Annotated in this window: 27 protein-coding genes and 3 tRNA genes; 28 read left to right on the top strand and 2 right to left on the bottom strand. The window is 34.9% G+C overall.

Annotated elements, in window-relative coordinates:
• Positions 1 to 11 precede the first annotated feature (11 nt).
• From spoVAD to ACMW72_RS05375, 16 genes are all read left to right on the top strand, one after another.
• Entirely contained in the window at positions 12 to 1022 is a 1011-nt protein-coding gene (gene spoVAD / locus ACMW72_RS05450; protein ID WP_418367834.1) for a stage V sporulation protein AD, read from the top strand.
• 3 nt (positions 1023 to 1025) lie between these two features.
• Entirely contained in the window at positions 1026 to 1379 is a 354-nt protein-coding gene (spoVAE, locus tag ACMW72_RS05445; protein WP_418367833.1) for a stage V sporulation protein AE, read from the top strand.
• A gap of 8 nt (positions 1380 to 1387) precedes the next feature.
• Positions 1388 to 1975, top strand: a complete 588-nt coding sequence (locus ACMW72_RS05440; RefSeq protein WP_418367832.1) for a stage V sporulation protein AE — start codon at positions 1388 to 1390, stop codon at positions 1973 to 1975.
• A gap of 52 nt (positions 1976 to 2027) precedes the next feature.
• Positions 2028 to 3497: a spore germination protein gene (locus ACMW72_RS05435; RefSeq protein WP_418367961.1), complete on the top strand. Its 1470-nt coding sequence runs from the start codon at positions 2028 to 2030 to the stop codon at positions 3495 to 3497.
• Positions 3498 to 3590: 93 nt separating this feature from the next.
• Positions 3591 to 4925 (top strand): diaminopimelate decarboxylase, encoded by a 1335-nt coding sequence (gene lysA / locus ACMW72_RS05430; RefSeq protein ID WP_418367831.1) that lies wholly within the window; start codon positions 3591 to 3593, stop codon positions 4923 to 4925.
• A gap of 26 nt (positions 4926 to 4951) precedes the next feature.
• Positions 4952 to 5728, top strand: a complete 777-nt coding sequence (locus tag ACMW72_RS05425) for a segregation and condensation protein A (RefSeq protein WP_418367830.1) — start codon at positions 4952 to 4954, stop codon at positions 5726 to 5728.
• Positions 5718 to 6290: an SMC-Scp complex subunit ScpB gene (scpB, locus tag ACMW72_RS05420; RefSeq protein ID WP_418367829.1), complete on the top strand. Its 573-nt coding sequence runs from the start codon at positions 5718 to 5720 to the stop codon at positions 6288 to 6290. Before ACMW72_RS05425 ends, scpB begins: the two co-directional genes overlap by 11 nt.
• A gap of 71 nt (positions 6291 to 6361) precedes the next feature.
• A complete protein-coding gene (locus ACMW72_RS05415) occupies positions 6362 to 7000 on the top strand; it encodes a DUF2953 domain-containing protein (protein WP_418367828.1) in 639 nt (212 codons plus the stop codon).
• A 96-nt stretch (positions 7001 to 7096) separates the two neighbouring features.
• Entirely contained in the window at positions 7097 to 7555 is a 459-nt protein-coding gene (ytfJ, locus tag ACMW72_RS05410) for a GerW family sporulation protein (protein ID WP_418367827.1), read from the top strand.
• Positions 7556 to 7653: 98 nt separating this feature from the next.
• Positions 7654 to 8775 carry a D-alanyl-D-alanine carboxypeptidase family protein gene (locus ACMW72_RS05405; RefSeq protein WP_418367826.1) on the top strand — a complete coding sequence of 374 codons (1122 nt, stop codon included), beginning with the start codon at positions 7654 to 7656 and terminating at the stop codon, positions 8773 to 8775.
• 3 nt (positions 8776 to 8778) lie between these two features.
• A complete protein-coding gene (locus ACMW72_RS05400) occupies positions 8779 to 9357 on the top strand; it encodes a nucleoside recognition domain-containing protein (protein ID WP_418367825.1) in 579 nt (192 codons plus the stop codon).
• A 26-nt stretch (positions 9358 to 9383) separates the two neighbouring features.
• The gene (locus ACMW72_RS05395) at positions 9384 to 9914 is read left to right on the top strand and encodes a spore maturation protein (protein ID WP_418367824.1); all 531 of its coding nucleotides are present in this window, start codon (positions 9384 to 9386) and stop codon (positions 9912 to 9914) included.
• A gap of 95 nt (positions 9915 to 10009) precedes the next feature.
• Positions 10010 to 10750: a pseudouridine synthase gene (locus tag ACMW72_RS05390; RefSeq protein ID WP_418367823.1), complete on the top strand. Its 741-nt coding sequence runs from the start codon at positions 10010 to 10012 to the stop codon at positions 10748 to 10750.
• 59 nt (positions 10751 to 10809) lie between these two features.
• Positions 10810 to 11532 (top strand): response regulator transcription factor, encoded by a 723-nt coding sequence (locus ACMW72_RS05385; protein ID WP_418367822.1) that lies wholly within the window; start codon positions 10810 to 10812, stop codon positions 11530 to 11532.
• The gene (locus tag ACMW72_RS05380) at positions 11533 to 13296 is read left to right on the top strand and encodes an ATP-binding protein (protein WP_418367821.1); all 1764 of its coding nucleotides are present in this window, start codon (positions 11533 to 11535) and stop codon (positions 13294 to 13296) included.
• Between the two features lie 187 nt (positions 13297 to 13483).
• Positions 13484 to 14680: a M14 family zinc carboxypeptidase gene (locus tag ACMW72_RS05375; protein ID WP_418367820.1), complete on the top strand. Its 1197-nt coding sequence runs from the start codon at positions 13484 to 13486 to the stop codon at positions 14678 to 14680.
• A 68-nt stretch (positions 14681 to 14748) separates the two neighbouring features.
• Here ACMW72_RS05375 and ACMW72_RS05370 read toward each other — a convergent pair whose 3' ends face one another.
• Together ACMW72_RS05370 and ACMW72_RS05365 are read right to left on the bottom strand one after the other, a co-directional pair.
• The gene (locus ACMW72_RS05370) at positions 14749 to 15243 is read right to left on the bottom strand and encodes an inorganic diphosphatase (protein WP_418367819.1); all 495 of its coding nucleotides are present in this window, start codon (positions 15241 to 15243) and stop codon (positions 14749 to 14751) included.
• 131 nt (positions 15244 to 15374) lie between these two features.
• Complete coding sequence (locus tag ACMW72_RS05365; RefSeq protein ID WP_418367818.1) at positions 15375 to 15584, bottom strand: ferredoxin; 210 nt, start codon at positions 15582 to 15584, stop codon at positions 15375 to 15377.
• A gap of 264 nt (positions 15585 to 15848) precedes the next feature.
• On the opposite strand from ACMW72_RS05365, the gene ACMW72_RS05360 reads away from it, so the two are divergent.
• The 12 genes from ACMW72_RS05360 to ACMW72_RS05305 all read left to right on the top strand — a co-directional run bounded on the left by ACMW72_RS05360 (position 15849) and on the right by ACMW72_RS05305 (position 26665).
• Entirely contained in the window at positions 15849 to 16439 is a 591-nt protein-coding gene (locus ACMW72_RS05360) for a CPBP family intramembrane glutamic endopeptidase (RefSeq protein ID WP_418367817.1), read from the top strand.
• 96 nt (positions 16440 to 16535) lie between these two features.
• Entirely contained in the window at positions 16536 to 17129 is a 594-nt protein-coding gene (locus ACMW72_RS05355; protein WP_418367816.1) for a LysM peptidoglycan-binding domain-containing protein, read from the top strand.
• Between the two features lie 392 nt (positions 17130 to 17521).
• Entirely contained in the window at positions 17522 to 18517 is a 996-nt protein-coding gene (locus ACMW72_RS05350; protein ID WP_418367815.1) for a 2-oxoacid:acceptor oxidoreductase family protein, read from the top strand.
• 17 nt (positions 18518 to 18534) lie between these two features.
• Positions 18535 to 20817: a transketolase C-terminal domain-containing protein gene (locus ACMW72_RS05345; protein WP_418367814.1), complete on the top strand. Its 2283-nt coding sequence runs from the start codon at positions 18535 to 18537 to the stop codon at positions 20815 to 20817.
• Between the two features lie 165 nt (positions 20818 to 20982).
• A complete protein-coding gene (locus ACMW72_RS05340; protein ID WP_418367813.1) occupies positions 20983 to 21900 on the top strand; it encodes a MerR family transcriptional regulator in 918 nt (305 codons plus the stop codon).
• 322 nt (positions 21901 to 22222) lie between these two features.
• A complete protein-coding gene (locus ACMW72_RS05335) occupies positions 22223 to 23848 on the top strand; it encodes a lactate permease LctP family transporter (protein WP_418367812.1) in 1626 nt (541 codons plus the stop codon).
• Positions 23849 to 23959: 111 nt separating this feature from the next.
• Positions 23960 to 24035, top strand: a tRNA-Asn gene (locus ACMW72_RS05330).
• Between the two features lie 192 nt (positions 24036 to 24227).
• A tRNA-Met gene (locus tag ACMW72_RS05325) sits at positions 24228 to 24304 on the top strand.
• Positions 24305 to 24309: 5 nt separating this feature from the next.
• A tRNA-Trp gene (locus ACMW72_RS05320) sits at positions 24310 to 24383 on the top strand.
• A gap of 137 nt (positions 24384 to 24520) precedes the next feature.
• On the top strand, positions 24521 to 24790 hold the full coding sequence (locus ACMW72_RS05315) for a hypothetical protein (RefSeq protein WP_418367811.1): 270 nt from the start codon (positions 24521 to 24523) through the stop codon (positions 24788 to 24790).
• A 262-nt stretch (positions 24791 to 25052) separates the two neighbouring features.
• Positions 25053 to 25643, top strand: a complete 591-nt coding sequence (locus ACMW72_RS05310; protein ID WP_418367810.1) for a genetic competence negative regulator — start codon at positions 25053 to 25055, stop codon at positions 25641 to 25643.
• Positions 25644 to 25726: 83 nt separating this feature from the next.
• A complete protein-coding gene (locus tag ACMW72_RS05305) occupies positions 25727 to 26665 on the top strand; it encodes a D-alanine--D-alanine ligase family protein (RefSeq protein ID WP_418367809.1) in 939 nt (312 codons plus the stop codon).
• Positions 26666 to 26696: the final 31 nt, after the last annotated feature.

The following is a 26696-nucleotide window of genomic DNA, read 5'->3' as shown; positions in this document are numbered from 1 at the left end:
AGGGGATACTTATGCAAAAACAATTGGGAAGAAGTACTTGGAAATTTGATGAAGTAAGAATTCTATCAAGTGCGGTTGTTGTTGGGCCAAAAGAGGGCCAAGGACCACTTGCTCAATATTTTGATGTAATTCATGAGGATCCTTATGTTGGCCAAGAAACATGGGAGAAAGCTGAACGAAAGCTTTTTGAAGAAGCTGTTGATTTAGCGATAGAAAAGTCAGGATTAACCAATAATCAAATCGACTTGATGGTGGCTGGAGATTTATTAAACCAAATTATCTCAGCATCGTTTACAGCTCATTATACACAGATCCCATATCTGGGAGTGTATGGAGCGTGTTCCACTTCAATGGAATCTTTAGCACTTGCAGCTTCTTTCGTTGAAGGTGGTTTTGCCAATTACGTTCTTTCTGGTTGTAGTAGTCATAATTCTACGGCAGAAAAGCAGTATCGCTATCCAACAGAATATGGTGGACAAAAACCACCTTATGCCCAGTGGACAGTAACGGGGGCTGGTGTTGCTGTTGTTGGAAAAGGAAAAGTAGGGCCAAAAGTTACGTATGCAACGATAGGAAAAGTAATCGATATGGGAATTAAAGATCCTTTTGATATGGGTTCGGCAATGGCACCAGCGGCCGTATATACGATTGCTACACATTTTAAAGATACGGGACGAACTCCTAATGATTATGATTTAATCGTGACAGGCGATCTGGCAGGGGTTGGTTATCCATTAGCAAAGCAAATGTTATTAGAACAAGGATATGATATGTCAAAAGTTTATAATGACTGTGGGTTAATGATTTACTCTCAAGATCAAAATGTTTTTGCTGGTGGAAGTGGTTGCGCTAGCAGTGCTTCTGTCACATACGGATATATTATGAATCAAATGAAAAACAAGAAATTAAACAAGGTTCTGGTCGTTGCAACTGGGGCACTTTTAAGTCCAATTTCATATCAACAGGGTGAATCGATTCCTTGCATAGCTCATGCTGTAGCAATTGAAAATGAGGAGGATTAAAAAGTGGGAACATATTGGACAGCTTTTCTAGTGGGTGGTCTTATCTGTGTGATCGGACAATTGATGATGGATTTAACGAAGATGACTCCTGCACATGTCATGTCAACTCTAGTTGTTGCAGGTGCAATATTAGATGGTTTGGGTTTATATGAACCGTTAATCAAATTTGCTGGCGCTGGTGCAACCACACCAATTACGAGTTTTGGAAATGCATTGGTCCATGGCGCACTTGCTGAAGCAGAACAAAATGGATTAGTTGGGATTATTACTGGTATATTTGAGGTCACCAGTGCAGGTATATCATCAGCAATTGTTTTTGGATTTTTTGCTGCTTTAATTTTTAAACCAAAAGGGTAATGAGTGGTTTGATGAGCAAAAAGAGAAGAGTCATTTTTATCACAGATGGGGATATCGTCGCTAAAGAAGTGATTGAAGAAGTGGCAAAGACCATTGGTGGCCGTTGTATTTCCCGTTCTGCCGGCAATCCAACCCCTTATAATGGTTCACAATTAGTGGAAATGATAAAACAAACCCCATATGACCCGGTTCTTATTATGTTTGATGATAATGGACAGGGGAATAAAGGAGAAGGGGAAAAAGCAATGGAATTTATTGCAAAACATCCGGATGTGGAAGTATTAGGTGCTATCGCTGTTGCTTCAAATACAAAATACGTTGAAGGCACAACCGTTGATTTTTCTGTAGATCGAAATGGAAGAATTGTGGAAAGTGGTGTGAATAAAGATGGGGAAACGGTGGGAGGGCCACTTCGAGTTTATGGGGATACAGTTGATATCTTAGACAAATTAGATATTCCAGTGGTAATTGGAATTGGTGATATCGGAAAAATGGGTGGACGAGATCATGTAAAATATGGTTCTCCAATCACTTTAAAGGCGATACAAACCATTTTAGATTGGGGGGTACAGCGTGAAAAAGGGAATGAAAATTAAAAGCAAAAAAGTAAATGATAAAAAAGGCCAAGAAACAGATGTTGTTGATACAATGGAAGAAAGTTTAAAGAATACGATTCACATTTCTAAAGATCTAGAAGCAAATAAAAAAATATTGAATGAAAAGCTTGGCATAGGTGAAAGTTTTGATTTAGTATGTCGAGAAATGAATTTTGGCGGTAAGGATTTTGCTCTTTATTTTGTCAATGGTTTTGCTAATTCTGAGATTATGACTCAGATCTTAAAAGAATTGGCCAATTTAAAACGGGAAGATTTAGTTCCAAATGTTTTAAAACATTTAATTGAAAGATATGTTTCCCATATTCAAGTGAAAAAATTGAAGATGATCAACGAAGCAAATGATAATATTTTATCTGGTCAATTGGTAATGTTAATCGATGGTGAGGAAGAGGGGTTAGTGATTGATGTTCGAAGTTATCCCGGAAGGCCCCCTCAGGAGCCTGATACAGAAAGAGTTGTACGTGGTTCAAGGGATGGATTTACAGAAACGCTACTTGTTAATACAGCATTGACGAGAAGAAGAATTCGTGACGAAAGATTAAGAATGGAAATTCAACAAGTAGGTGAACGATCAAAGACAGATGTTTGTATCGCATATTTAAAAGACGTTGCTGATCCTGGTTTAGTGAAATTAGTGAAACAAAAAATACAGGAAATCAGTATCGATGGTCTTCCTATGTCGGAAAGAACTCTAGATGAATTTTTAATCGGAAAAAGTTGGACCCCTTATCCCCTTGTTCGTTATACCGAACGGCCTGATGTTGCTTCACAGCATTTGTTAGAAGGACATGTACTGATTTATGTGGATAGCTCTCCTGGGGTGATTATCACACCGACAACGTTTTTTCATCATGTTCAACATGCAGAAGAATCAAGACAAAATCCAGTTACTGGTACATATATTCGCTGGATTCGTTTCTTAGGTGTTTTAATTTCTTTATTTTTATTACCCTTATGGTTAATTTATGTTTTTGAACCTGATTTACTTCCTCATTCATTACAATTTATCGGTCCAAAGGATACATCAAAAATACCCATTTTCTTTCAATTTTTATTTGCTGAATTAGGGCTCGATTTAATGCGCATGGCAGCTGTGCATACACCAACACCTCTTGCGACTGCGATGGGGTTAATCGCTGCTGTTTTAATAGGAGAGGTTGCGATAAAGGTCGGTTTTTTTGTTCCTGAAGTTATCCTTTATCTTTCCATTGCAGCAATTGGGATGTATGCGACACCAAGTTACGAGTTAGGATTAGCGAACAAAATAGCTAGATTAATTTTTCTTATAGCAGTATATTTGTTTAAGGTTCCTGGATTTGTACTTGCGACGACTCTTTGGATCGTTATCTTAGCAACTACCCGCTCCCTTAATACCCCGTACCTTTGGCCCTTTATTCCTTTTAATTTTCACGCGATGATGAATATTTTGTTTCGAAAACCTACTCCATTTATGAACAAACGACCAAGTCTGGTTCATCCGCAAAACCAAAATCGTCAATAATTCATAATTGAAAAATAAAAATCATTATGATATATTCACATATTAATACGATTAAGTCTTTCTAACATACAAAAAAGGATGGGGAGAGCAATTATGTATTTAACTGGTTCGAGTAAAGTCAATGAAAAACAACATCTAGAAATTGGCGGTGTAGATACCGTTGAACTTGCAAAAAAATTTGGAACCCCTTTGTATGTATTAGATGAGTGGGAAATCAGAAGGCGAATGAGAGAATTTGTTGGGGCTTTTAAAGAACTAAATGTATCTTTCCAAGTTGCTTATGCTAGTAAAGCTTTATGCACGAAAGCGATCTGTTATATTGCTGATGAAGAAGGTTTATCATTAGATGTTGTCTCTGGCGGAGAATTATATACTGCATTATCAGCAGGTTTCCCAAAAGAACGGATCCATTTTCATGGGAATAACAAGACGTTAGAAGAGATCGAAATGGCGGTCGATCAGGAAATTGGGGCTTTTGTGATTGATAATTTTTATGAAATTGAATTAATTGAGAGAACAGCGAAGGAAAAAGGAAAAGTAGTGAAAGCCTTAATCCGTGTCAGCCCTGGGATTGAAGCCCATACCCATGAATATATTCAAACAGGTCAGGAAGATTCTAAATTTGGTTTTAATCTCTTTGATCAAGCGCAAGAAGCGGTAAAAAGAGTGATGCAATCGAAGCAAATTAAACTTTTAGGATTTCATTTTCATATTGGATCACAAATTTTTGATATGGAAGGATTTGATAAAGCAATCGAACGAATCGCTGATTTTTATCAACGATTGAAAGAACAGTATCAGATGGAATTTCCGATCTTAAATACGGGTGGCGGTTTTGGTATCCGCTACACAGATGAGGATCAACCTCTACCCATTCGTAGTTACGTCCATGCTTTAGTTGAATTTGTAAAAAATCATTTCAACGCGCGGAACTTAACATTCCCTGAAATCTGGATTGAACCTGGTCGAAGTATTATTGGGGAAGCAGGTACAACCCTTTATACAATAGGTTCGAATAAGACAATCCCTCATATTCGCAAATATGTTGCTGTGGATGGGGGAATGATGGATAATCCACGACCGGCTTTGTATCAAGCCAAATATGAGGCTGTTATCGCGAACAAGATGAATCACACGAATACAGAAAAGGTATCGATTGCTGGAAAAGCTTGCGAAAGCGGAGATATGTTAATTTGGGATATTGAACTACCCAAGCCCGAGCCTGGAGACATACTAGCGGTTTTTTCCACTGGAGCTTATAATTATTCGATGGCAAGTAATTATAATCGGGTACCACGACCAGCTATGGTTTTAGTTAAAGATGGGAAAGCAGATCTCATTGTACGCAGAGAAAGTTACGATGATCTTATTCAATACGATCTTGTCCCTGAAAGATTAAAATCTAAGAAAATGATTCAATCGAAATAAATCATCGATAGAATAGGTAGGGAAGTATGTCATATCAGGTAAAATTAGATACCTTTGAAGGCCCATTAGACCTTTTATTACACCTCATTGATCAAGAAGAAATGGATATTTATGATATTCAAATCTCCAAAATTACTGATCAATATCTGGAATATTTAGATACAATGCAAACGCTGCAACTAGACATAGCAAGCGAGTTTTTGGTAATGGCTTCTACTTTATTATCAATCAAAAGTAAAATGTTACTCCCAACACGAAATGAGCATTCCTTCCAAGGTTCGTTAAGTTTAGTAATTGAAGAGGAAGATCCAAGAGACGAATTAATTCGACGCTTAATTGAGTATAAAAAATTCAAAGAAGTGTCCTTTTTTTTAAAGGAAAAAGAAATCTCAAGAAGTAAAATCTTTACAAAGGCTCCAAGCGATCTTTCGCTTTTTATAGAAACGGAAGAAGTAAATCCAGTAGAAGGAATTAATATTTATCATTTAATCGAGGCTTTTCAAAAAGCATTAAAACGATATTCCTATAAAGATCCCATTACAAGACTAAAACGTGAAGAAATCTCGATTAAAGATCGAATGAACCATATTTTACAAATGCTTCAATCAACAAAACATGATCTTTTCTTTTCGGACCTTCTAAAAGACATAACCGATCGATCAGATATTGTGGTTACTTTTTTAAGTCTATTAGAGTTGATCAAGCAAAAGCAAATTATTTGTATACAAAAAAACCCTTTTGATGATATTATCATTCGTTATTCCCCGCCGTATATAAGAGGAGGGAATATTCATGGATTATAATAAGATCAAAGCAGCGATAGAAGGATTGCTTTTTGTTGTAGGAGATGAAGGAATTGAAGCAAAACAACTGGCAGAAATTCTTGAAATGGATGTAGAGACAATCGAAGATATAATATACGATATGCAAGCAGATTTCAGAAGAGAAAATCGAGGATTGCAAATTATTCAAATGGCGAACTTATATCAATTGACAACATTACCTGAACATGCGATCTATCTCGAAAGGTTAGCAGCCTCGCCTACCCATGCTACTCTTTCACAGGCTGCGTTAGAAACGTTATCGATTATCGCTTATAAACAACCCATTACCCGTTTAGAGATTGAAGAAATTAGAGGAGTTAAATCAGAAAAAGCAATCAATACTTTAATGAGTAAAGGATTAATTAAAGAAGTGGGGCGTATGGAGGGAGTAGGACGTCCTATATTATATGGAACAACGAGAGAATTTCTTAATTACTTTGGTCTAAAGGATATAGATGAATTACCACCTTTGCCAGAAGACGTTACCGTTGATGAAGAAGAAGAGATCGATTTATATAGACAAGAAAAATCAGAAAATTGAGGCTTCTATAGCCTCTTTTTTTTGTATTCAATTCATAAGAATGGCGAATACTACCAATGGGTGATAAATGAATGAATAGATTATTATGGATCATTCTTATTTTATTGATCTTTTTCTTTTTTATCCTAATCTCAGATATTAAGATTCTTATTCGTGTGAAAAAAGAAGATAAAAATGATCGAATTGAAGTCGATGGGTGGATGTTATACCACATGATCCATATTCGGAAGACAGTACCATTAATCATTTTTGAATCATCAGATGAAGGAGTAAAATATAAAAGCCATTCTAATCTTCCCCATCAGCAGAAAAAAAAAGATCGCATTACGAAAAAAAAGATCAAAAAATGGCAATGGAATGTTTCTAAATTGTTATCGCAAGTTCAGGACTTTTACGGGGCTTTTAAGAGCTTTCTAAAAAAAGTTCATATTGATCGACTGAAATGGGAGACAAAAATTGGACTAGATGAAGCTTTTTTAACAGCGATTTCAGCGGGAATGATTTGGAGTATAAAAGGCATCTTTTTAGGATTTCTTTCCAAATATCTAATTTTAGACGATAAACCTAGTATTCATGTGAGGCCAATGTTTAATCAATCCTTTTTTCATACATATATAGAGGCGGCATTTCACTTTAGAATGGGAGTTGTGGTTTGGTTTGGAATCAAAGTTATAATCCGATTGTTTAAAACATGGTTAAAAAAAACGTAAACATTTGTTTATCTTATCAAAAAGTACATAGTTTCAAAAACGATGGGTAATTATATACATATGAATCCTTAAAAGGGTGTAAAGGAGGTATCTGAATTGCAAGAACATCCTATACAAGGTTTAATGAAAACTGCAATGGAAAATCTAAAGGAAATGGTAGATGTGAATACAATCGTAGGGGAACCCGTTGAAACCCCTGATGGAACAGTTATACTCCCCATTTCTAGGGTAGGCTTTGGTTTTGCTGCGGGTGGAAGCGAATTTCGATTTGAAGACGATACCGCTTTGCAAACCAATTCAACGAAACAAAATGAAAAACCATTTGGTGGTGGGAGTGGTGGAGGGGTTTCCATCTCGCCAGTCGCATTTCTTGTGGTTGGAAAAAACGGGGTTCAATTACTTCCCCTTGATTCAGAAACACATCTTTATCAGAAATTAATGGATCTAGCACCACAAGTGATTGACAAAATACAAAATGCACTAAAATCGAAAAATAGTGAAAAGTCAAGTCAAAACCAAAATCCTACAACCAACCAAACAAATATCATTGTATAAAAGCGCATTTTATTGCGCTTTTTCCTTTAGTGAATGTGAAAATCATACCGACTAAAAATTCACATATATATTGTAATAGACAAGTTAGGAGGAAAATCATGTTTTTTACAATCAAAAGGAGCTTCATTGTTGTTACTATTTTTCTACTTTTGTTGTTTCCAAAGTCCGTATTTGCCAATTCAAATCAACTTGGATTAAGTGCACAAAGTGCCGCTTTAATCGATGTGAATAGTGGTAGGATATTATACGAAAAAAACGGAGATCAAAAAATGAGAATTGCCAGCCTAACGAAAATTATGACGGCTATAGTTGCCATTGAAAATGGAAATCTAAAAGAGATGGTCACAACAAGTGACCATGCTTTTGGCACAGAGGGATCATCGATTTATTTAAAAAAAGGAGAAAAATTAACATTAGAAGATATGTTATATGGGCTGATGTTACGTTCTGGAAATGACGCAGCGGTTGCGATTGCTGAGCATATCGGCGGCTCGGAAGAAGGGTTCGTCTTTATGATGAATCAAAAAGCTGCTGAATTAGGGATGGCGAGGTCACGATTTATGAATCCGCACGGTTTAGACCATAAAGAACATTATTCCACAGCAAAAGATATGGCGATCTTAACCGCTTATGCATTGAAAAATCCAGTATTTAAAAAAATCGTGAGTACGAAAGTTAAAACCGCTCCTTTAGCTGATGAATCATGGGATCGAAAATGGGTAAATAAAAATAAATTATTGCGTATGTATGAGTATGCTGATGGTGTAAAAACAGGGTATACCAAATTAGCAAAAAGATGTCTAGCCTCTTCGGCTACAAAAAACGGTGTACAATTAGCAGCAATAACCTTAAATGCACCAGATGATTGGAACGACTCCATTCGACTGTTAGAATATGGATTTCAAGAATACGTTCAAACCCCAATTGTTCAAACGAATCAAGTGATCAAAAAAATAAAATTGGATGATGAAGAGAAAAATATTGTACCCGTTAGGGATTTTATCTATCCATTAAAATCTGGAGAAGAAAAGCAGATAAAAAAAGTGATCGAACTGTATCAACCTGATCAAAAGATTGTGGATAGTCATTTAATTGGTAAGATCAAAATTTATTTCAACCAAAAATTTATTGGTGCAGTACCATTACAAATTAAGGAAGAGGAAGAAACGTTATCTAAAACAATGAAAAGCGTATGGAGAAGAGTATGGAAAGGGGATTAACGGTTGGTTAACTGGATTTGGTTGTCATTTATTTTGTTTGGCATTGTTACAGCAGCATTACAGGGGAATATGGAGGCGTTAAATCAAGCGATTTTTGAGGGAGCAAAAACAGGAGTCACTGTTAGTTTTGGATTAATTAGCATCTTGGTTTTTTGGTTAGGAATGATGAAAATTGCTGAAGAAGCTGGCTTGTTAGCATGGATAAGCCGACTTCTTCGCCCTTTTGTCCATTGGTTATTCCCAGAACTACCTAAAAATCATCCAGCCGTCGGATATATTTTGTCAAATATGACGACAAACATTTTTGGGCTTGGTAACGCAGCAACGCCAATGGGAATTAAAGCTATGCAAGAATTACAAAAATTAAATAAAGAGAAAGATAAGGCATCTCCTTCAATGGCCACATTGTTAGCGATTAACACATCAAGTATTACCATTATCCCCACAACAATTATATCCGTACGTATGACCTACCATTCAGCAAATCCAACGGAAATTGTCAGTACGACCTTATTTGCGACAACATGTTCTACAATTGCTGCACTGTTATTAGATCGTTATTATCGAAAGAGATATCGTTAAATGTCTAATGGGAAGAGGGTTATACAATGCAATCTTTAATTACTTCTATTTCAATATGGATCATACCAGGACTGATCAGTTTAATCATGGTCTTTGCCATATGGAATCGTATACCTGTTTATGAAACATTTGTAGAAGGTGCCAAAGAGGGTTTTGTTACAGCAATGAAAATTATGCCACATTTAGTGGGAATGATGGTTGCGATTACGATTTTTCGCGAGTCAGGCGCTTTACAAATGATCATGAACTTTCTTGAACCTATTTTTGATTGGCTTCATTTTCCAAAAGAAGTTTTTCCTTTAGCAATAATGAAACCGCTAAGTGGAACGGGATCATTAGCGATCGCAACAGATCTGATTGCTCGTTACGGCCCAGACTCTTATATTGGTCGGTTAGCTTCAACCATGCAAGGGAGTGCAGATACAACTCTATTTATCGTAACCGTTTATTTCGGTGCAGTTGGTATAAAAAAAGTAGGTTATTCTATTAAGGTAGGGTTATTTGCAGATTTAGTAGGAATTATTGCTTCCTTTATCATTGTTTCTTTGTATTTTTGAATTTCAAAGCCTTAAAAATGAAGTTGATTGAAGAATAATAAAAATATGTGATAAACTGAACATAGTAAATGATTTAGAATAAAGTAGGGATGATCTTGCAACGTTTACAAAAAGTGATTGCTGAAGCGGGAATTTCCTCAAGAAGAAAAGCAGAGCAATTAATTATCAATGGACAAGTTATGGTGAATGGGAAAATTGTTACAACACTCGGAGTTAAAGTAGATCCAGATCGTGATCAAATTATAGTTAACGGGAAAAAGATTAAATCACATCCGAAAAAAGTGGTCGTATTATTAAATAAACCAAAAAAAGTCATTACCAGTATGAAAGATCCTCAAGGGAGAAAAACTGTTGTTGATCTCATTCATATTTCAGAAAGAATTTATCCTGTTGGAAGATTAGATTATGATACCGAGGGTTTATTATTATTAACAAATGACGGGGAATTAGCGAACCGTTTAATGCACCCTCGATACGAATTAGATAAAACTTACGAAGCAATTGTAGATGGCAATCCAAAAGAGTTTGAATTAGAGCGACTAAGAAAAGGAATTCAATTAGAAGATGGTCTTACATCCCCAGCAAAAGTTGAGAAAATAACCATAAATAAAAAGAATCAAGCGAAGATAAAAATTACGATCCACGAAGGGCGAAACAGGCAGGTAAGAAGAATGTTTCAAGCCATTGGTTATTCTGTTATCCATTTAAAAAGAGTTCAATATGGTTTTCTTACATTAAAAGGTGTATCGGTAGGCCAATATCGTTTTTTAAACGAAGAAGAGATTTGTCGGTTAAAACAGCTAGTTTCCTTATCATGTAAAGAGAAAGAAAGATAGTCTATTTTAACAAAATCAGATAAAATTTGTTGTAAGGAAAGCATTGAGAGGTGAAACGAATGGATCAAGAAAGGGAATATACAATTTTAGTTGTTGATGACGAAGAGAGAATCCGTCGTTTATTAAAAATGTATTTAGAAAGAGAAGGTTATAAGATTGATGAAGCAGAAGATGGAGATACTGCTTATTCAAAAGCGATGCAATTTGATTATGATTTAATTATCCTTGATCTCATGTTACCCGGAATGGATGGAATTGAAGTGACCAAACTGATTCGAGAGACAAAGTCGACACCGATCATTATGTTAACGGCAAAAGGTGAAGAATCAAACAAAGTTCAAGGTTTTGAGGTAGGTGCCGATGATTATGTAGTAAAACCTTTTAGCCCGAGAGAAGTTGTCTATCGAGTCAAAGCAGTATTAAGACGTGCATCAGCAACAGCATATTTAACAACCAGCAAGAATATTACATCGAATGTGATTGTGTTAGATGACTTAGTGATTGACAATGATGCCCATCGTGTTACTGCTTCTGGTGTTGAAGTGAATTTAACTCCAAAAGAATATGAACTATTATATTATTTAGCGAGTTCGCCCGATAAAGTATTTAGTCGTGAAGAATTGCTCCATGACGTATGGAATTATGAATTCTTTGGTGATCTCCGGACAGTTGATACCCATATTAAAAGACTTAGAGAAAAATTAAATAAGGTATCACCAAAAGCTGCAAAAATGATCACGACTGTTTGGGGCGTAGGATATAAATTAGAGGTGCAAAAATAAGTGATTTTCCGCAAAGTGGTTGGAAAATTATGGATGACAATTGTTGGACTTGTTACCGTCATTTTATTGTTACTTAGTTTGTTTCTCATTCAATATTTCGATCACTATTATTATTTAGAACAATCCAAAAATCTGTCCAAGTTAGCATACAAAATATCAGAAACTTTGCAAGCACACCCAGAACGAAAAAATACAGTAAGTACAACGAAAGAGTTGGTAGAAGCTTATGATATTCATTTGATTGTGGTTGAATTACCTTCAAAGAAAGAACATACCGATACACCAATCAAGCTTCGCTCCATCATTCCGAAAGAAGAATTGAATCTTATTTATTCTGGTAAAGAATTGATTACTCGAATTAGTTATAAAACCTATCAAAATATAAAAACTGATCATGAAAAAAGTGATCTTTTAGTGGTATCTGTTCCGATTAAAAGGGATCAGAAACTTATCGGTGCTACTGTTTTATATCAATCCCTGGATATTGTGAATCAAACTACCAACGATTTTAAGAAAATTATTTTTGCATTTGCAGCTGTAGGCTTTATCATTGTTACTTTTTTTTCATTTTTCTTATCTACAAAAATAACTGTGCCGATTCGACAAATGCAAAAAGCAGCCAATCGAGTCGCTCAAGGAGATTTTAACATTCGTATAAATGTTCGAACCAATGATGAAATTGGCGATTTAGGAAAAAGTTTTAATCAAATGGCTAGTCAATTAGAACAGACAGTAAAAGATCTATCAACAGAAAAAGAAAAATTATCTAATATTTTAAAGAGTATGGCAGATGGTGTGATCACCATGAACCCAAATGGGGAAATAATAATGACCAACCCACCCGCTAAAAAACTATTAAATACTTACCATTTTGGAAATCACCTTTATGACTCTTTAAAAGAAATGTTAAATGATATTCTTTTAAAAAAAGAGGTCAATTTGTCTAAAGATTTGCAAATTAATGGCAGAATTATATCCGTTATCATGACCCCACTTTATTCTGGTCAAGTCATTATTGGGGCAGTTACGATTTTACAAGATGTTACTTATGAACGAAAGTTAGACAAACTTCGCAAAGATTTTTTAGCAAATGTCTCTCATGAATTAAGAACACCGATTTCTATGCTTCAAGGTTATAGTGAAGCGATTATTGATGGAATCGCACAAACCGATGAAGAAATAAGGGAACTAGCTCAAATCATTTATGATGAATCATTACGAATGGGCCGATTAGTGAATGAATTATTAGATTTGGCAAAAATGGAATCAGGTAATCTTCATCTACAATATTGCGAAACGGATATGAACAAACTAATTAAAAAAATCATTCGTAAATTTTCTAATATTGCCAAAGAACATGAAATTAAATTGAATAGTGAAGTGGATGTAGGTCTTTCTAATGTTGTCATTGATCCAGACAGGATTGAACAAGTATTAACCAATTTGATTGACAACGCATTACGACATACCAAGAAAGATGGAAAGATCACGATTAAAGCGAAGAAAAAATCAATTAGTGAGATGTTAATTGAGGTTTCTGATACTGGAGTTGGGATTCCTGAAGAAGATTTACCTTTTGTTTTTGAACGTTTCTATAAAGCGGACAAAGCAAGAACAAGGGGATCGGGTACAGGGTTAGGATTATCCATTGTTAAAAATATTATTCAAGCCCACGGTGGTACTATTTCTGTTTCGAGCAAAATTGGACAAGGTACGACATTTTCTATGGTATTACCCACTCATAATTTAGTGAATTCATTTTGATTTCGTCGAAAAAAGAATGAAAATCTTGTTTAACGTGAAACAATTACGTTGCTATTTAACAGAGGTTTGTATATTCCTATTAGCGTTGGAATATATAAACCTTTTTTATTTAGTTTATTTAGGCACTTATAAAAAAACTAAGACATATTATTGTATAAGTAGAGGAAAGGGAAGGAGGGTAAAATCGTTGAAATATATCGTAAAAAAAGGGGATACATTATATAAAATTGCGAATCGTTTTGGTTTAACAGTAAATGGGTTATTTGTAGCTAATCCAATGTTGGAAAGAGATGCATATATCTATCCTGGACAAGTGATTATCATTCCTGATACCTATGTAATGGAATATTCTATTCAACGAGGAGACACATTATTTAGCATTGCAGAGAAGTTTGATTTAAGGCTTGATCATTTAATAAGGGCAAATCCGCAAATCGTAAACTCAAATCAAATCAATGTTGGACAGATCATATATATTCCCAAAAGCAGATCCTATGATATTGTCCAAACAAATCAAGAATATAGTTATGATGACCTTGTTTCCAATATTGAGACACTTAAACAAAAATATCCTTTTCTTCATACGGAAATCATCGGTTCATCGGTAATGGGAAAATCGATTTATGCCATACGTTTAGGTACAGGTGAAAAGGAAGTTTTTTATAGTGGGGATTGGCATGCCAATGAATATTTAACAGCGCCTTTATTAATGAAATTTGTTGAAGATTATGTAAAAGCTTATGTGCATAAGAGAACCATTAGAGGTTATGACATTCAATATCTTTATAATCATACCTCGATCTGGATCGTACCTATGGTCAATCCTGATGGTGTTGAATTAGTGGTTGAAGGAATTACACCATCTCATCCATTTTACCAAAGTGTACTGAAAATCAATTCGGGATCCAAAGATTTTCGAGGTTGGACAGCAAACATTCGCGGAGTCGATTTAAATCATCAGTGGCCGGCAGATTGGGAAGAAGAAAATGCAAGAAGTCCTCAAGTCTCTTCACCTAGAAAATATGGGGGTCCTCGCCCATTATCTGAACCAGAAGCGATTGCTGTTTATGAATTCACGCGAAAACATAATTTTCGAATGGTCATCGCGTTTCATTCTCAAGGTCAAGAGATTTATTGGGGATTCAAAGGACTGGAACCTTCCGAATCGGAAAGAATTGTGAATCGCTTTGCTGTTTTAACTGGTTATACACCAGAAAGTACGGCATATAGTGCGGCTGGTTATAAAGACTGGTTTATCCAAGAATATAGTAGGCCAGGGTTTACGGTCGAAGTAGGACTTGGAATTAATCCTTTACCAGTTAGCCAATTTCCAAAAATTTATAGAGAAAACCTTTCCTTACTACTAGAAGCACCATTATTATAAATATAATATATTATAAAAATAAAAGAAAAAAGAGTTCATCTGAAATATTGATGAACTCTTTTTTAACATTATTTACCTTCATTGTATCTAGCCACGCACTCTTCGTATAACTTAATCGCCTCTTCCTTATCTTTCCATCCTTCAATGATCGTTTTCTTATTTTCTAAGTCTTTATAAACTTTAAAGAAATGCTCGATCTCTTTTAATTTATGGGAAGGAACATCATTGATAGAATTGATCTCTTTAAATCGAGGATCATCAACAGGAACAGCAAGTAGCTTTTCGTCTTGACCTTTATCATCAGACATAATTAAAACCCCAATTACCCGAGAAGGAATGACACAACCAGGAAAAGTAGGGAAAGAAGTCAATACTAAGATATCTAATGGATCTCCATCAAGTGCTAGGGTGTTTTCTAGATAGCCATATTCTGTGGGATAATGTACAGCAGAGTAAAGTACTCGATCTAAACGAAATACACCTTTTTCTTTGTCAAATTCATATTTATTTTGGCTACCTGTCGGGATTTCGATAAATGCATCTACAATTAATTCTTTTGACATGAATGTTCCTCCTATGTATTAAAATATTTTTTAGAAATATTATAGCAAGTATGGTAAAAAATGAAAAGTTTATGAAAAAACCACCTAGTTTCTAGGTGGTTATGTAGCCATACTAAATTGAGAAATTTAAACTATTCCTCAATTTTAATCGAATCAGTTGGACAACCTTCTGCAGCATCACGAACATCATCTTGTAATTCTTCAGGAATCTCAGCTGTTCCTTGGTTATTATCTAAGATGTTATATGCAATACCATCATCATCGTAATCAAATACATCAGGAGCAGTTGCACCGCAAGCACCACAAGCGATACATGTCTCTTTATCTACCCAAGTTTTCATTTTTTCACCTCCTATATCAGGTTAAGTGCCTTGTCCACTTCCTTTTTTTATTTTAGAATGACTTTAACGAGATTGCAAGTAAGATTTCATATTTTATTAAACAAAATTAAAACCGTTTTCTTTTTAAAATAATCCTTTGCTATAAATGTTCTGCAAATATGGTGTTAAAAACTTCTTTATCAATATTTTGGTTATTTTACGTAGTTCTTTATACCAAACTGTTTAAAAAAATAAAGGGTCCAGGTTGAAAAAAGGATGAATGATATGCCTAAATTGAAGAAGATTTCAATTGAAGAATTAGATACACAAACCCTATTGATAAATCTATATTTAACACAATTTATTACCTTGATGATTGGTTTTTTATTATATTATTTTATTTACCATCTTCACCCTATTGCAGTCATCTTACAAGTAGTTATTCCGGAAATTGGAATACATTCATTCTTGTATGGTTGCGTATTTAGTTTGATTGTAATTTTAATTGATTTGATCCTTACGAATACCGTTCCAAAAGAATGGATCGATGACGGGGGGATTAATGAAAAAATCTTTAGCAATATCCCTATTTGGCAAATTGGAATCATTGCATTGATTGTGAGTTTTTCAGAGGAATTATTATTCCGTGGAGTGCTTCAAAGTTTAATAGACAATGCTCTTACTAGTTTTCTTTTTACTATGATCCATTTTCGTTACTTGAAAAAATGGATTCTTACCATTGAAACTTTTCTGATCAGTTTGGGTTTAGGTTTTTTATTAACCCATTGGGGGTGGTTTAGTAATTTTATCGCTCATTTTCTTATTGACCTTCTTCTAGGTATTTTATTGCGAAGGGAAGCTTTGAAAAAGTCATAGGAACATGTTGTATATGAAGGATTCCCGCTAATTATGTCGAATAAATAAATCGACCAACTTTTTAGAGATTTAATGATTAACCTTTGGGGGTGAATCATGGAACAACAATTTCGACAGGAAGAATGGTTTAGCCACCCATTGCCACCAAGAAGTACAGTACATCGAAAAGATAATAAAAAAAAGAAGGTGCCTTTGAGCACAAAAAAGTGGAATTCATTGCAAATTATCGTTTTTCTTTTTATCTTTTTAATTATTGGAACGGCTTATGGAGTTTATCAATATGGAAAAACAAAAGAAGTAATGAATCAAAGAACACCTATTAATCCTTCTATTTTGCAAGGTTCACAAGAAACTGGAGACCCCAATCATCAAAGTAAAAATATAAATCAATCACGGCTGTCTCAAGAATATTCTGAAAATGATTCTAAAACAAAAAATATACAACCGTTAAATCAAGATTTAGAGAAATCTTATACAAATGAAAAACCGATTCGGCCAATGATTCTCCATCTAGTCCAATCTGGAGAAACAATGTTTCGCATTTCTTTAAAGTATTATAAAACGGGGAGATATGCAGAAAAGTTAGCTAAGTATAATCAAATTAAAGATTTTTCAAAACTTGAAACAGGTTCTACCTTAAAAATTCCGGACATTAAAGAACTGACTCAATTCAGTAAAAATACACCATAAATATAGTAAATAAGACACCAATTTTAGATCCTTGACTATAAAGGATCTTTTTTTATGGATTAAAATGTTTTTATTTTAATAAAAAAACTGTTTCAATTTTAAAATTGAATCTGTTATATATCTGATTCATCTCCTTTTAAAAATTAAGTAATAATAAAAAATGGCTCTACACAAGTATTTTCACTATGATCGTGTTGTTAATTAAGATTCTTAAATTTTTTTTAATAAACTGTTGCTATATATTTTTTGAACTGTTATAATCGAAATGTAAACATTTTATATTTCATACTTTTACGAAAATACTGAATGTAACACGAGAAAATAAAACATTTGTTACATTCTTTTTCAGAAAACTGTTTTAATTTGATCATTGGGGTAAGGAGGTTTCTGTCATGTCGAAGCTACCTATTAAAAACGAACTTGGATTTTTTGAAATTCGTTTAGAATCCATTGGAGGACTTGGTGCTCATCTGGCAGGTAAGATGTTAGCAGAAGCTGGAGTGCTTGGATTAGGATTATACGGTTCCCATTTTTCATCATATGGCTCCGAGAAAAAAGGTTCACCGGTAAAGTCTTATGTAAGATTTGGTGAAAGAGAAATCCGTGCAAGTAGCCCAGTTGAACGTCCCCATATTGTCGGGGTCTTTCATGAAAATCTTTTTAAAACCATTGATGTTGCAAACGGTTTATATCCTGATGGCGTTATTATTGTGAATACAACAAAAACTCCTGAAGAAATTCGTGAAAGATTTAATATTAAATCAGGTACAGTAGCTGTTGTTGATGCATTAGGCATTGCTGTTGAGGAAAAAACACGGGTAAATACTGCAATGTTGGGTGCTATTTTCCGTGTGGCTGATTTCTTAGATCCAGAAGCGATGAAAAATGTCCTTCGCGCTACATTTGAAGAAAAGTATCCTCAACTTGTTGATGCAAATATCCGTACCTTTGAACGTGGATATAATGAAGTTCAATTTAAAACTTATGAGCCTGAAAAAGGGGCAGTAGCAGAGTATATTCGCCCAATATCAGCTTTAGGCTATGAGACTCAACCAATCGGTGGAGTGATTATCAATCCTGGAAATAGTATATTAAAAGACTTAAGCAGTTCTCGTCAGGGTTTCTTACCAGCATTTGAACAAGAAAAATGTATTAACTGTGCAAGTTGTGACTTTGCTTGTCCAGACTTTTGCTTTGTTTGGGAAGAGAAAGAAGATAAAAAAGGCCGTCCACAAATGTTTTTACAAGGGATTGATTACCAATATTGCAAAGGTTGCATGAAGTGTGTTGCTGTATGTCCAACTGGTGCTTTAACGAAGATTCGTGAAGTTGACGGTTATGCTGACGAGCATCGTGTACCTCATCAATTTGTATTAGCGTCAAATTAAGGGGGAGGGATATTAAAATGGCGATTGAAGAAAAAGATTTAAAAAAACAACAAAAAGTTGATTTTAAAACAGGTAATGAAATGGCAGCATTGTCTGTCGCGCAAATTAACTTCCATGTCATGGGTTATTTTCCAATCACACCATCTACTGAAATTGCTGAATTTCTAGATGAAATGAAAACACGTGGGGAACACGATATCGTAATGATTCCTGCTGATGGAGAACATGGTTCAGCTGGTATTAACTATGGTGCAGCGACTGGTGGCGGACGTGTATTTAATGCAACAAGTGCCAATGGTTTCTTATATATGTTAGAACAATTACCTGTACAATCTGGAACTCGTTTTCCAATGGTATTGGACCTAGTTACTCGTTCTGTTAGTGGTCCATTAGATATTCGTGGTGATCACTCTGATTTGTATTATGGTTTAAATATAGGTTGGCCGATTCTAATTGCAAGAGATCCTCAAGCAGTATATGATATGAATATTATCGCGACTCGCCTTTCTGAGCATGAAGATGTACGTCTACCAGTCATTGTTGCTTATGATGGCTTTGTAACATCACATCAAAAACGAAAAGTGCAATATTTTGTTGATCGTAAGGTCGTTCAAGACTTTGTTGGTGAACCACCAAAAGGTTTTGTCAATGCATTAGATCCAAAAAATCCAGTAACAATTGGACCATACATGAATGACCCAGACTATATCAACAACAAGTATCAACAATCTCTAGCAATGTATAAAGCTGGTGAAGTGTTTAAACAAATTGCCGCTGAATACAAAGAACTATCTGGACGTGACTATCCTGTTCTTGATGAATATATGATGGAAGATGCTGAAGTTGCATTATTCCTTCTTGCATCAGCTGCTGAAACAGCCAAAGACGTTGTTGATAAGTTACGCAGACAAGGAATTAAAGCTGGGGTTATTTCTCCGAATATGATCCGTCCATTCCCTGTAGAAGAAATTCGTAAATCATTGAAAAATGTAAAAGCATTATTAGTGGGTGAGCGCGCTGATTCTTATGGTTCATATGGTGGTAACTTAACGCATGAAGTGAAAGCAGCTTTGCAAGAAGATAAAGAGAACAAGACAATCGTCTTAAGCAGGATTTTCTCCCTTGGTGGGAAAGATTTTTATGCTGATGAGGCTGAAGAGTTCTTTAGACTAGCCATTGAAGCAGCTGAAAAAGGTTATGCAGAAGTACCGTTTGATTATTATGGTGTTCATCCTGGTGATCCAGAAAAGGCGCCTAAGCGATTGCTTGAGCCAGTAAAAACCGAACAATGGAAAACAGGACTCATTAAAGTGGAGAAAGATGAGACTACTGGCAAGTTAAATGTGAAGATTCCACCAATTCGTGCTTTAACGAAAAAACCAAAACGTTTGGCACCAGGTCATGGAGCATGTCCAGGTTGTGGTATCTTCCCAGGACTTGAAACGTTCTTCAAGGGGATTGAAGGCGATATTGTTGTTCTTTTCCATACTGGTTGTGGAATGGTTGTTTCAACAGGATATCCATATAGTGCGCATAAGGGAACTTATATCCACAACTTATTCCAAAATGGTGCTGCAACTCTATCCGGTTTAGTTGAGATGTTCTATGAGAAGAAACGTCGCGGCGAAATTGAAATAAGTGACGATTTCACCTTCATCATGGTAACTGGTGACGGTGGTATGGATATCGGTATGGGACCAGCAATCGGTGCTGCATTACGTAACCATAAGATGATTATTCTTGAATACGATAATGAAGGATATATGAATACGGGTAGCCAGTTGTCCTATTCCACCCCAATTGGTCATTTAACGACAACATCAGGTGTAGGTGAAAAACAAGGGGGTAAAGCATTCCACCATAAAGATACTGCCCAAATCATGGCTGCTACGAACATTCCTTATGTATTTACTGGTACTGAGGCTTTTCCACAAGACCTTATTAAGAAAGCGGCAAAAGCTCAATGGTATGCTCAAAATGAAGGTCTTGTTTATGGAAAAATCTTAATTTCCTGTCCTTTAAACTGGAAAGCGAAAGATGATCAAGGTACCGCTATTGTTGGTGCAGCTGTTAACTCTTGCTTCTTCCCGCTTTATGAAGTTGAACATGGTATTACAACGATTACTTATAATCCAGAAGAGAAAGGGAAGAGGGTACCTGTTAGTGAATGGTTGGGAATGCTTGGTAAAACCAAACACTTATTGAAACCAGAATATGAAGCAACTCTTAAAGCTTTTGAAGAAGAAGTAGAACGTCGTTGGCAACGTCTAAAAGCAAAACACGAAAACCCATTATTATAAGATAAACCTTATAAAAACTCGTAATGGAGAGATTCATTACGAGTTTTTTTGTTGTTATATAAAATATAAACAAAATAGAAAAAATTAGATTTAATAATCCTAATATTCAAAAATTTGTTATAATATTGTTAAATTAATCAATTTCAAAGCAAGGGGGGATGCTGGTTGACAAATAAGGATTCTGAAAGGGGCATATATAATGTTAAAGCAATTTCTAGAAAAATTGGAATCCAACCAGGAACTCTAAGAGCATGGGAAAAAAGGTACCAGATCATCACACCAAAAAGAAATGAAGTCGGTCATCGTATTTATACTGAACAAGATCTAGCCATCTTAAAATGGTTAGTGGATAAAGTAAATCAGGGATTTACGATAAGTCAGGCGGTTGACTTACTATCTGAAAAAACAAAAGAGTCTCCTTCGTTATTCGCGAATGAGAATGTTCTTGATTCAAAAAAAGAAGAGATTTCACAAAATATTTTTAATGCACTAATCAACTTTAATGATGCAGAAGCAGAATCATTGATGGAATATGCGCTTAGTTTATATCGAGTCGAAGTGGTTCTTTTTGAAATCATTGCTCCTTTCATCAATGTAAATAATAAGCATACTAGAAAGGTGACAGAAGGGCAGATTCAGTTTGTTTTGAATTGGGTTCGAATGAAACTTTTTAGAATTTACCAGCAGATACCACTACATCCTTTTTTGGCAAAAGTCTTAACTATTGCACCACAAAATATAAATGACTATAGTAGCGAAATACGGATTTTGTTATATTCCATTTTCTTAAAATTGCGTGGCTTTGAAGTGTATTATCTTGGATCAGTTGATGAGTTAACTTTGCAACAATTATTACAAAAAATCGAACCGTTATTTGTATTTACCCTTCAAACTAAAGAGAGTTCATTCATCCAAAATATTAAAAAATGGTTAGAGGAGAATTATCCTAAAGTTAAATTAGGGGTTATTGGCCAGCAATCAAATGAACCAACCTCTGATATATTTATGGGAAATCAAATGAGTGAATGGATGGAATGGCTCAATCAATATTTCCGTAAGAATCAATTCGTTATGAATGTCTAAAAGCTTCAACAATTGAAGCTTTTATTTTTTTGGTGCAACTATTTTTCCATGAAATCATTTTTAATTTTTTTTTCAAAAGGGAAATTTGATTATTCTATGTTGTTTTATAAGGAAGATTGAATCAATAAAAAAATTATTGATTATTTTAAAGATTTGTTATTTAATAAGAGTGTATAGTTTACAGGTTATCTGATGACCATGCAATCAATAAATATGATTTTTTTTTTTGAAAAAGAAAACGTTTTAATTCTTAGGGGGTGTCAAAGGGAATAAGGATAAAAGATTCATTCAATATGATTAATTTGATTATGGGGTGAGGTATATGTGGACTCAGATTTATGATCCAATGAATTCAATTTTTCTTTCAGCATTAATCTCTGCAATTCCAATGGTTTATTACCTTTGGGCTTTAGCCATTAAGAGGATGAAAGGCCATATTGCAGGAATAACAACTGTTCTTCTTTCTATTATTATCGCTATTCTTGTATATGGAATGCCAATAAATCTAGCATTATTAACAACAGGGTATGGAGCATTATATGGTATTTGGCCAATCAGTTGGATTATTGTTACTGCCGTATTTTTGTATAAAATCACAGTAAAAACAGGACAATTTGATATTATTCGTTCATCTGTAGTTACAATTACAGAGGATAGACGTTTACAGGCATTATTGATTGCGTTTTCATTTGGTGCTTTTCTTGAGGGAGCAGCTGGTTATGGAACACCAGTTGCTATCTCAGCAGCGTTATTAGTTGGATTAGGATTTGAACCGTTATACGCTGCTGGTTTAGCGTTAATTGCAAATACGGCACCTGTAGCCTTTGGAGCGATTGGTATCCCAGTTATTGTTGCAGGAAATACAACAGGTATTGACCCTTTTTTGATTAGTCAAATGGTTGGCCGTCAGTTACCATTCTTATCATTCTTCGTTCCATTCTGGTTAGTCTTTATAATGTCAGGATGGAAAGGTACAAAAGAGGTTATGCCAGCAATTCTTGTATCTGGTGGATCCTTTGCTATTGCACAGTATTTCACATCGAATTTTATCGGGCCAGAGCTTCCTGATATTACTTCCGCTTTATTCAGTTTAGTGGCTACAGCTTTGTTTTTAAAGGTTTGGAAACCAAAAACTATTTTCCGATTTAAAAATGAAACCGTTAAGACAAGTACTCAAAATCATCAAACATATACTACTGGACAAATTATTAAGGCATGGTCTCCATTTATCTTATTAACAGCTTTTATTATCATCTGGGGTATTCCATCGATAAAAAATATTCTAGGTCAAACCACTATTAAATTCCATATTCCTGGATTAGATAAAGCAGTGATGCAAACGGCACCTATCGTGACCAAAGCAACACCATACGCAGCAGTGTTCAAATTTGATTGGCTTGCAGCAGCTGGTACAGCAATCTTATTAGCAGCTTTTATAAGTAAGTTTATCGTTGGAATGAGCATGAGAGATTGGTTAAATACATTTGCTGAGACACTTAATGAATTGAAGTTTCCGATCATTACGATTTCTTCTGTTTTAGGTCTTGCATATATTTATAACTATGCAGGTATGAGCGGAACACTGGGATTAGCATTGGCAAAAACAGGACACTTATTCCCATTCTTTGCACCAATTCTTGGTTGGTTAGGAGTATTTTTAACAGGTAGTGATACTTCTGCAAATGCATTATTTGGTAATTTACAAAAAATCACTGCTAATCAAATTGGCGTAAATCCGGTTCTAACCGTTGCAGCGAACTCAAGTGGTGGAGTAACAGGTAAAATGATTTCACCACAATCGATTGCTGTAGCAACCGCTTCTACTGGTTTAGTCGGAAAAGAAGGAGACCTTTTCCGTTTTACTTTTAAACATAGTATTATGTTTGTAATCATCATCAGTATTATGACCTATGTTCAAGCGTATTTTTTATCTTGGATGATTCCTTAAGAAAACGAGAAAAAATATCCCTAATGGCTTTCTCATTAGGGATATTTTTCTTTAATTTTTTAAAAAAACTTGATTTTTTCTTTTGCTCTGATTAAAATATATAACGTACGTTCCTCGTTAGCTCAGTCGGTAGAGCACTCGGCTGTTAACCGAGTTGTCGCAGGTTCGAGTCCTGCACGAGGAGCCATTTTTTTATCTTCTTTTCCTTGTGGAGAGTACTAAAGTGGCTAAAGAGGGCGGTTTGCAAAACCGTTAGTGGGCAAATGATCAGCAGGGTTCGAATTTCTCTCCGTCTTAAGAGAGATCAAAAATTCATATGTCGGAAATCAGATTTAGTAGAAACAAACGAATTGTCAATTTTAAAAGAGAACAAATATTTGGCGGTGTAGCTCAGACGGCTAGAGCGTACGGTTCATACCCATAAGGTCGGGGGTTCGATTCCCTTCGCTGCTACCAAATAAAGGGGTGTAGTTTAATGGTAGAACAGCGGTCTCCAAAACCGTTAGTGTGGGTTCAATTCCTGCCACCCCTGCCAAAATAGCAATGAGAAGTTGGAAGTCAGAGGTCAGTTACGAAACATACCAGAAATGGTATGTTTTTTCTGTATATATCGGTCTATTCTTAGGAAAAATCTATAATTGATGACATTTTTTATTTAGGAGTTGATTGTAAATGTTTAATCGACATAAAAATCAAAATCGTTCCTTTTTTTGGGGAATGGTTGCAGGAATGCTTGGGGGCATTTGGATTGCAAATAAAATGATGCATAAAAGCAACCAAAATCAAAACCAAGAATCTCGAATTCAGCAACAAAAACATGATCAATATGAATTACAGAATTTAAATCATTTAGAAAGCAAACAAAAAGGAGAACTATTTGATACTTTCTTGCATGGGTCTGAAAAAGAATTAGCTCAAAAAGCGAAAGAACTTCAATCGTAATTTAAGAAAGAAAACAAAAAAAGTGTACGATTTCTGGTACACTTTTTTTGTTTGCAATAGTTTCTCCGATTTTATTATTTAGAAACAAATAAAAAAGGTTTTACGTTAATAAGATGATATAAAAAATATATCATTCATTTTCATTTGAAGTAATTGCTGTTATAATATCTTTTATACTCTTTAAATTTTATTCATGTTGAACGAAATCATTTTTTATAACATATTCTGTATTACAGTTTTAAATAGAAGGGGGGACCCTTATATGCGTGTTGAAAGATTGGGTCAAGATAAAATAAAAATATTCTTAACGTTCGATGATTTAAGTGATCGGGGTATAAAAAAAGAAGACCTTTGGAATGACGTACCAAAAGTTCATGATCTATTTAATGAAATTATGGAACAAGCATATCAGGAATTAGGGTTTGAATTATCTGGTCCTGTTGCTGTTGAAATATTTGCCATTCCTGCTCAGGGTATGGTTGTGATTGTTTCAAGAGGAAAACAAAGAATATGGAATGAAGAAGAATTTGATGATGACTTATTTGCCTTAGAGGTAACATTAGAAGAAAGTGATGCTATTATTTTTGCTTTTAAAGATTTCGAAGATGTGTTAAGTGCTGCTAAAACAATCAATCCGTATTTGCTATACGGAGGAACACTTTACTATTATAAAGAACATTATATTTTACTCATTGACCCGATGGATGTTCGGGATAATGGGATTGAAACCTTTATTGCTTTATTATCTGAATATGGCGAGGTCTCGCCAATTTCTAAGGCAGTCTTAGAGGAATACGGGACCGTGATTATCGAAGAAGATGCGGTAAAGGTATTAGTTTCTCACTTTTCATAAGAAAGGTAGTCGGTTCACGTCGAACCGACTTTTTTGAACCTATCTAAGAGATTAACAATATTATTTGGGGAGTTGAACGAAAAGTGAATGTAGCTGTCATTTATGGTGGCAAATCAAAAGAAAGGGAAGTTTCAATAAAAAGCGGAAAAGGTGTGGCAAGTGCTCTAAGATCAAAGGGATGCAATGTGAAAGAAATTGACTTTGTATCAAAAGATTTTATTCATGAATTAAAGGATATTGATGTAGTTTTTTTAGCTTTACATGGTCGTTATGGAGAAGATGGAAAAATTCAAGGTCTTTTAGATATTTTAGAAATTCCTTACGTTGGTTCTGGTGTATTAGCTAGTGCATTAGCAATGGATAAGGCAAGAGCAAAAAGAATATTTGACCATGCAGGAATACGTACCGCAAAAGATATTGTATTAACCCGTGAACAATTTATTGACATAAAGAGAATTGAAGAGGAGATTGGGTATCCCCTTGTTGTTAAACCTAATCAAGAAGGTTCAACGATTGGTTTATCGATCGTAAAAAAACGAGAGGATTTAACAAAAGCGCTAGAAGAAGCCTTTTTATATGATACAGAGATCCTCATAGAGGAATTTATTGATGGAACCGAAGTCACAGTAGCAATCCTTGAAACGGAACAAAATATCGAAGCTTTACCTATTATAGAAATCGTACCAAATAAAAATTCTTATTATGATTATGAGTCTAAATATTCAGTTGGTGGCAGTGAACATATTATCCCAGCAAGGATTGATAAAAATGTGGAAAATATGATCAAAAAATGGGCGGTAGCTGCTCATCAAGCATTAGGTTGCTCTACCCTCTCAAGAGTAGACTTTATTATTCCAAAAGATAAAAGCTTACCTGTCATTTTGGAAGTAAATACTCTTCCTGGGATGACCGAAACCAGTTTATACCCTGATGCTGCAAAAGCAATTGGCCTTAGTTATGAAGATATGGTCTATCGTCTTGTAGAAATTACTTTACATCGTTTTACGAAACAAAACAAGTAATGTGAAAAATAAGAGCTTCTTGTAGAAAATA

This window comes from Tepidibacillus sp. LV47 (genome assembly GCF_048381575.1).
In the GTDB taxonomy this organism is placed as follows: domain Bacteria; phylum Bacillota; class Bacilli; order Tepidibacillales; family Tepidibacillaceae; genus Tepidibacillus.
Note: the sequence above shows the minus strand (reverse complement) of the source record. Positions and strands in the feature narration are given on the sequence as shown.

Coding starts and splice junctions, on each gene's coding strand:
- ACMW72_RS05315 (WP_418367811.1), top strand. CDS start 24,521: ATGTTTAATCGACATAAAAATCAAAATCGTTCCTTTTTTTGGGGAATG.
- ACMW72_RS05435 (WP_418367961.1), top strand. CDS start 2,028: ATGGAAGAAAGTTTAAAGAATACGATTCACATTTCTAAAGATCTAGAA.
- ACMW72_RS05335 (WP_418367812.1), top strand. CDS start 22,223: ATGTGGACTCAGATTTATGATCCAATGAATTCAATTTTTCTTTCAGCA.
- ACMW72_RS05365 (WP_418367818.1), bottom strand. CDS start 15,584: ATGAAAACTTGGGTAGATAAAGAGACATGTATCGCTTGTGGTGCTTGC.
- spoVAD (WP_418367834.1), top strand. CDS start 12: ATGCAAAAACAATTGGGAAGAAGTACTTGGAAATTTGATGAAGTAAGA.
- ACMW72_RS05385 (WP_418367822.1), top strand. CDS start 10,810: ATGGATCAAGAAAGGGAATATACAATTTTAGTTGTTGATGACGAAGAG.
- ACMW72_RS05310 (WP_418367810.1), top strand. CDS start 25,053: ATGCGTGTTGAAAGATTGGGTCAAGATAAAATAAAAATATTCTTAACG.
- ACMW72_RS05355 (WP_418367816.1), top strand. CDS start 16,536: ATGGAACAACAATTTCGACAGGAAGAATGGTTTAGCCACCCATTGCCA.
- lysA (WP_418367831.1), top strand. CDS start 3,591: ATGTATTTAACTGGTTCGAGTAAAGTCAATGAAAAACAACATCTAGAA.
- ACMW72_RS05345 (WP_418367814.1), top strand. CDS start 18,535: ATGGCGATTGAAGAAAAAGATTTAAAAAAACAACAAAAAGTTGATTTT.
- ACMW72_RS05350 (WP_418367815.1), top strand. CDS start 17,522: ATGTCGAAGCTACCTATTAAAAACGAACTTGGATTTTTTGAAATTCGT.
- ACMW72_RS05425 (WP_418367830.1), top strand. CDS start 4,952: ATGTCATATCAGGTAAAATTAGATACCTTTGAAGGCCCATTAGACCTT.
- ACMW72_RS05415 (WP_418367828.1), top strand. CDS start 6,362: ATGAATAGATTATTATGGATCATTCTTATTTTATTGATCTTTTTCTTT.
- scpB (WP_418367829.1), top strand. CDS start 5,718: ATGGATTATAATAAGATCAAAGCAGCGATAGAAGGATTGCTTTTTGTT.
- ACMW72_RS05405 (WP_418367826.1), top strand. CDS start 7,654: ATGTTTTTTACAATCAAAAGGAGCTTCATTGTTGTTACTATTTTTCTA.
- ACMW72_RS05360 (WP_418367817.1), top strand. CDS start 15,849: ATGCCTAAATTGAAGAAGATTTCAATTGAAGAATTAGATACACAAACC.
- ACMW72_RS05370 (WP_418367819.1), bottom strand. CDS start 15,243: ATGTCAAAAGAATTAATTGTAGATGCATTTATCGAAATCCCGACAGGT.
- ACMW72_RS05395 (WP_418367824.1), top strand. CDS start 9,384: ATGCAATCTTTAATTACTTCTATTTCAATATGGATCATACCAGGACTG.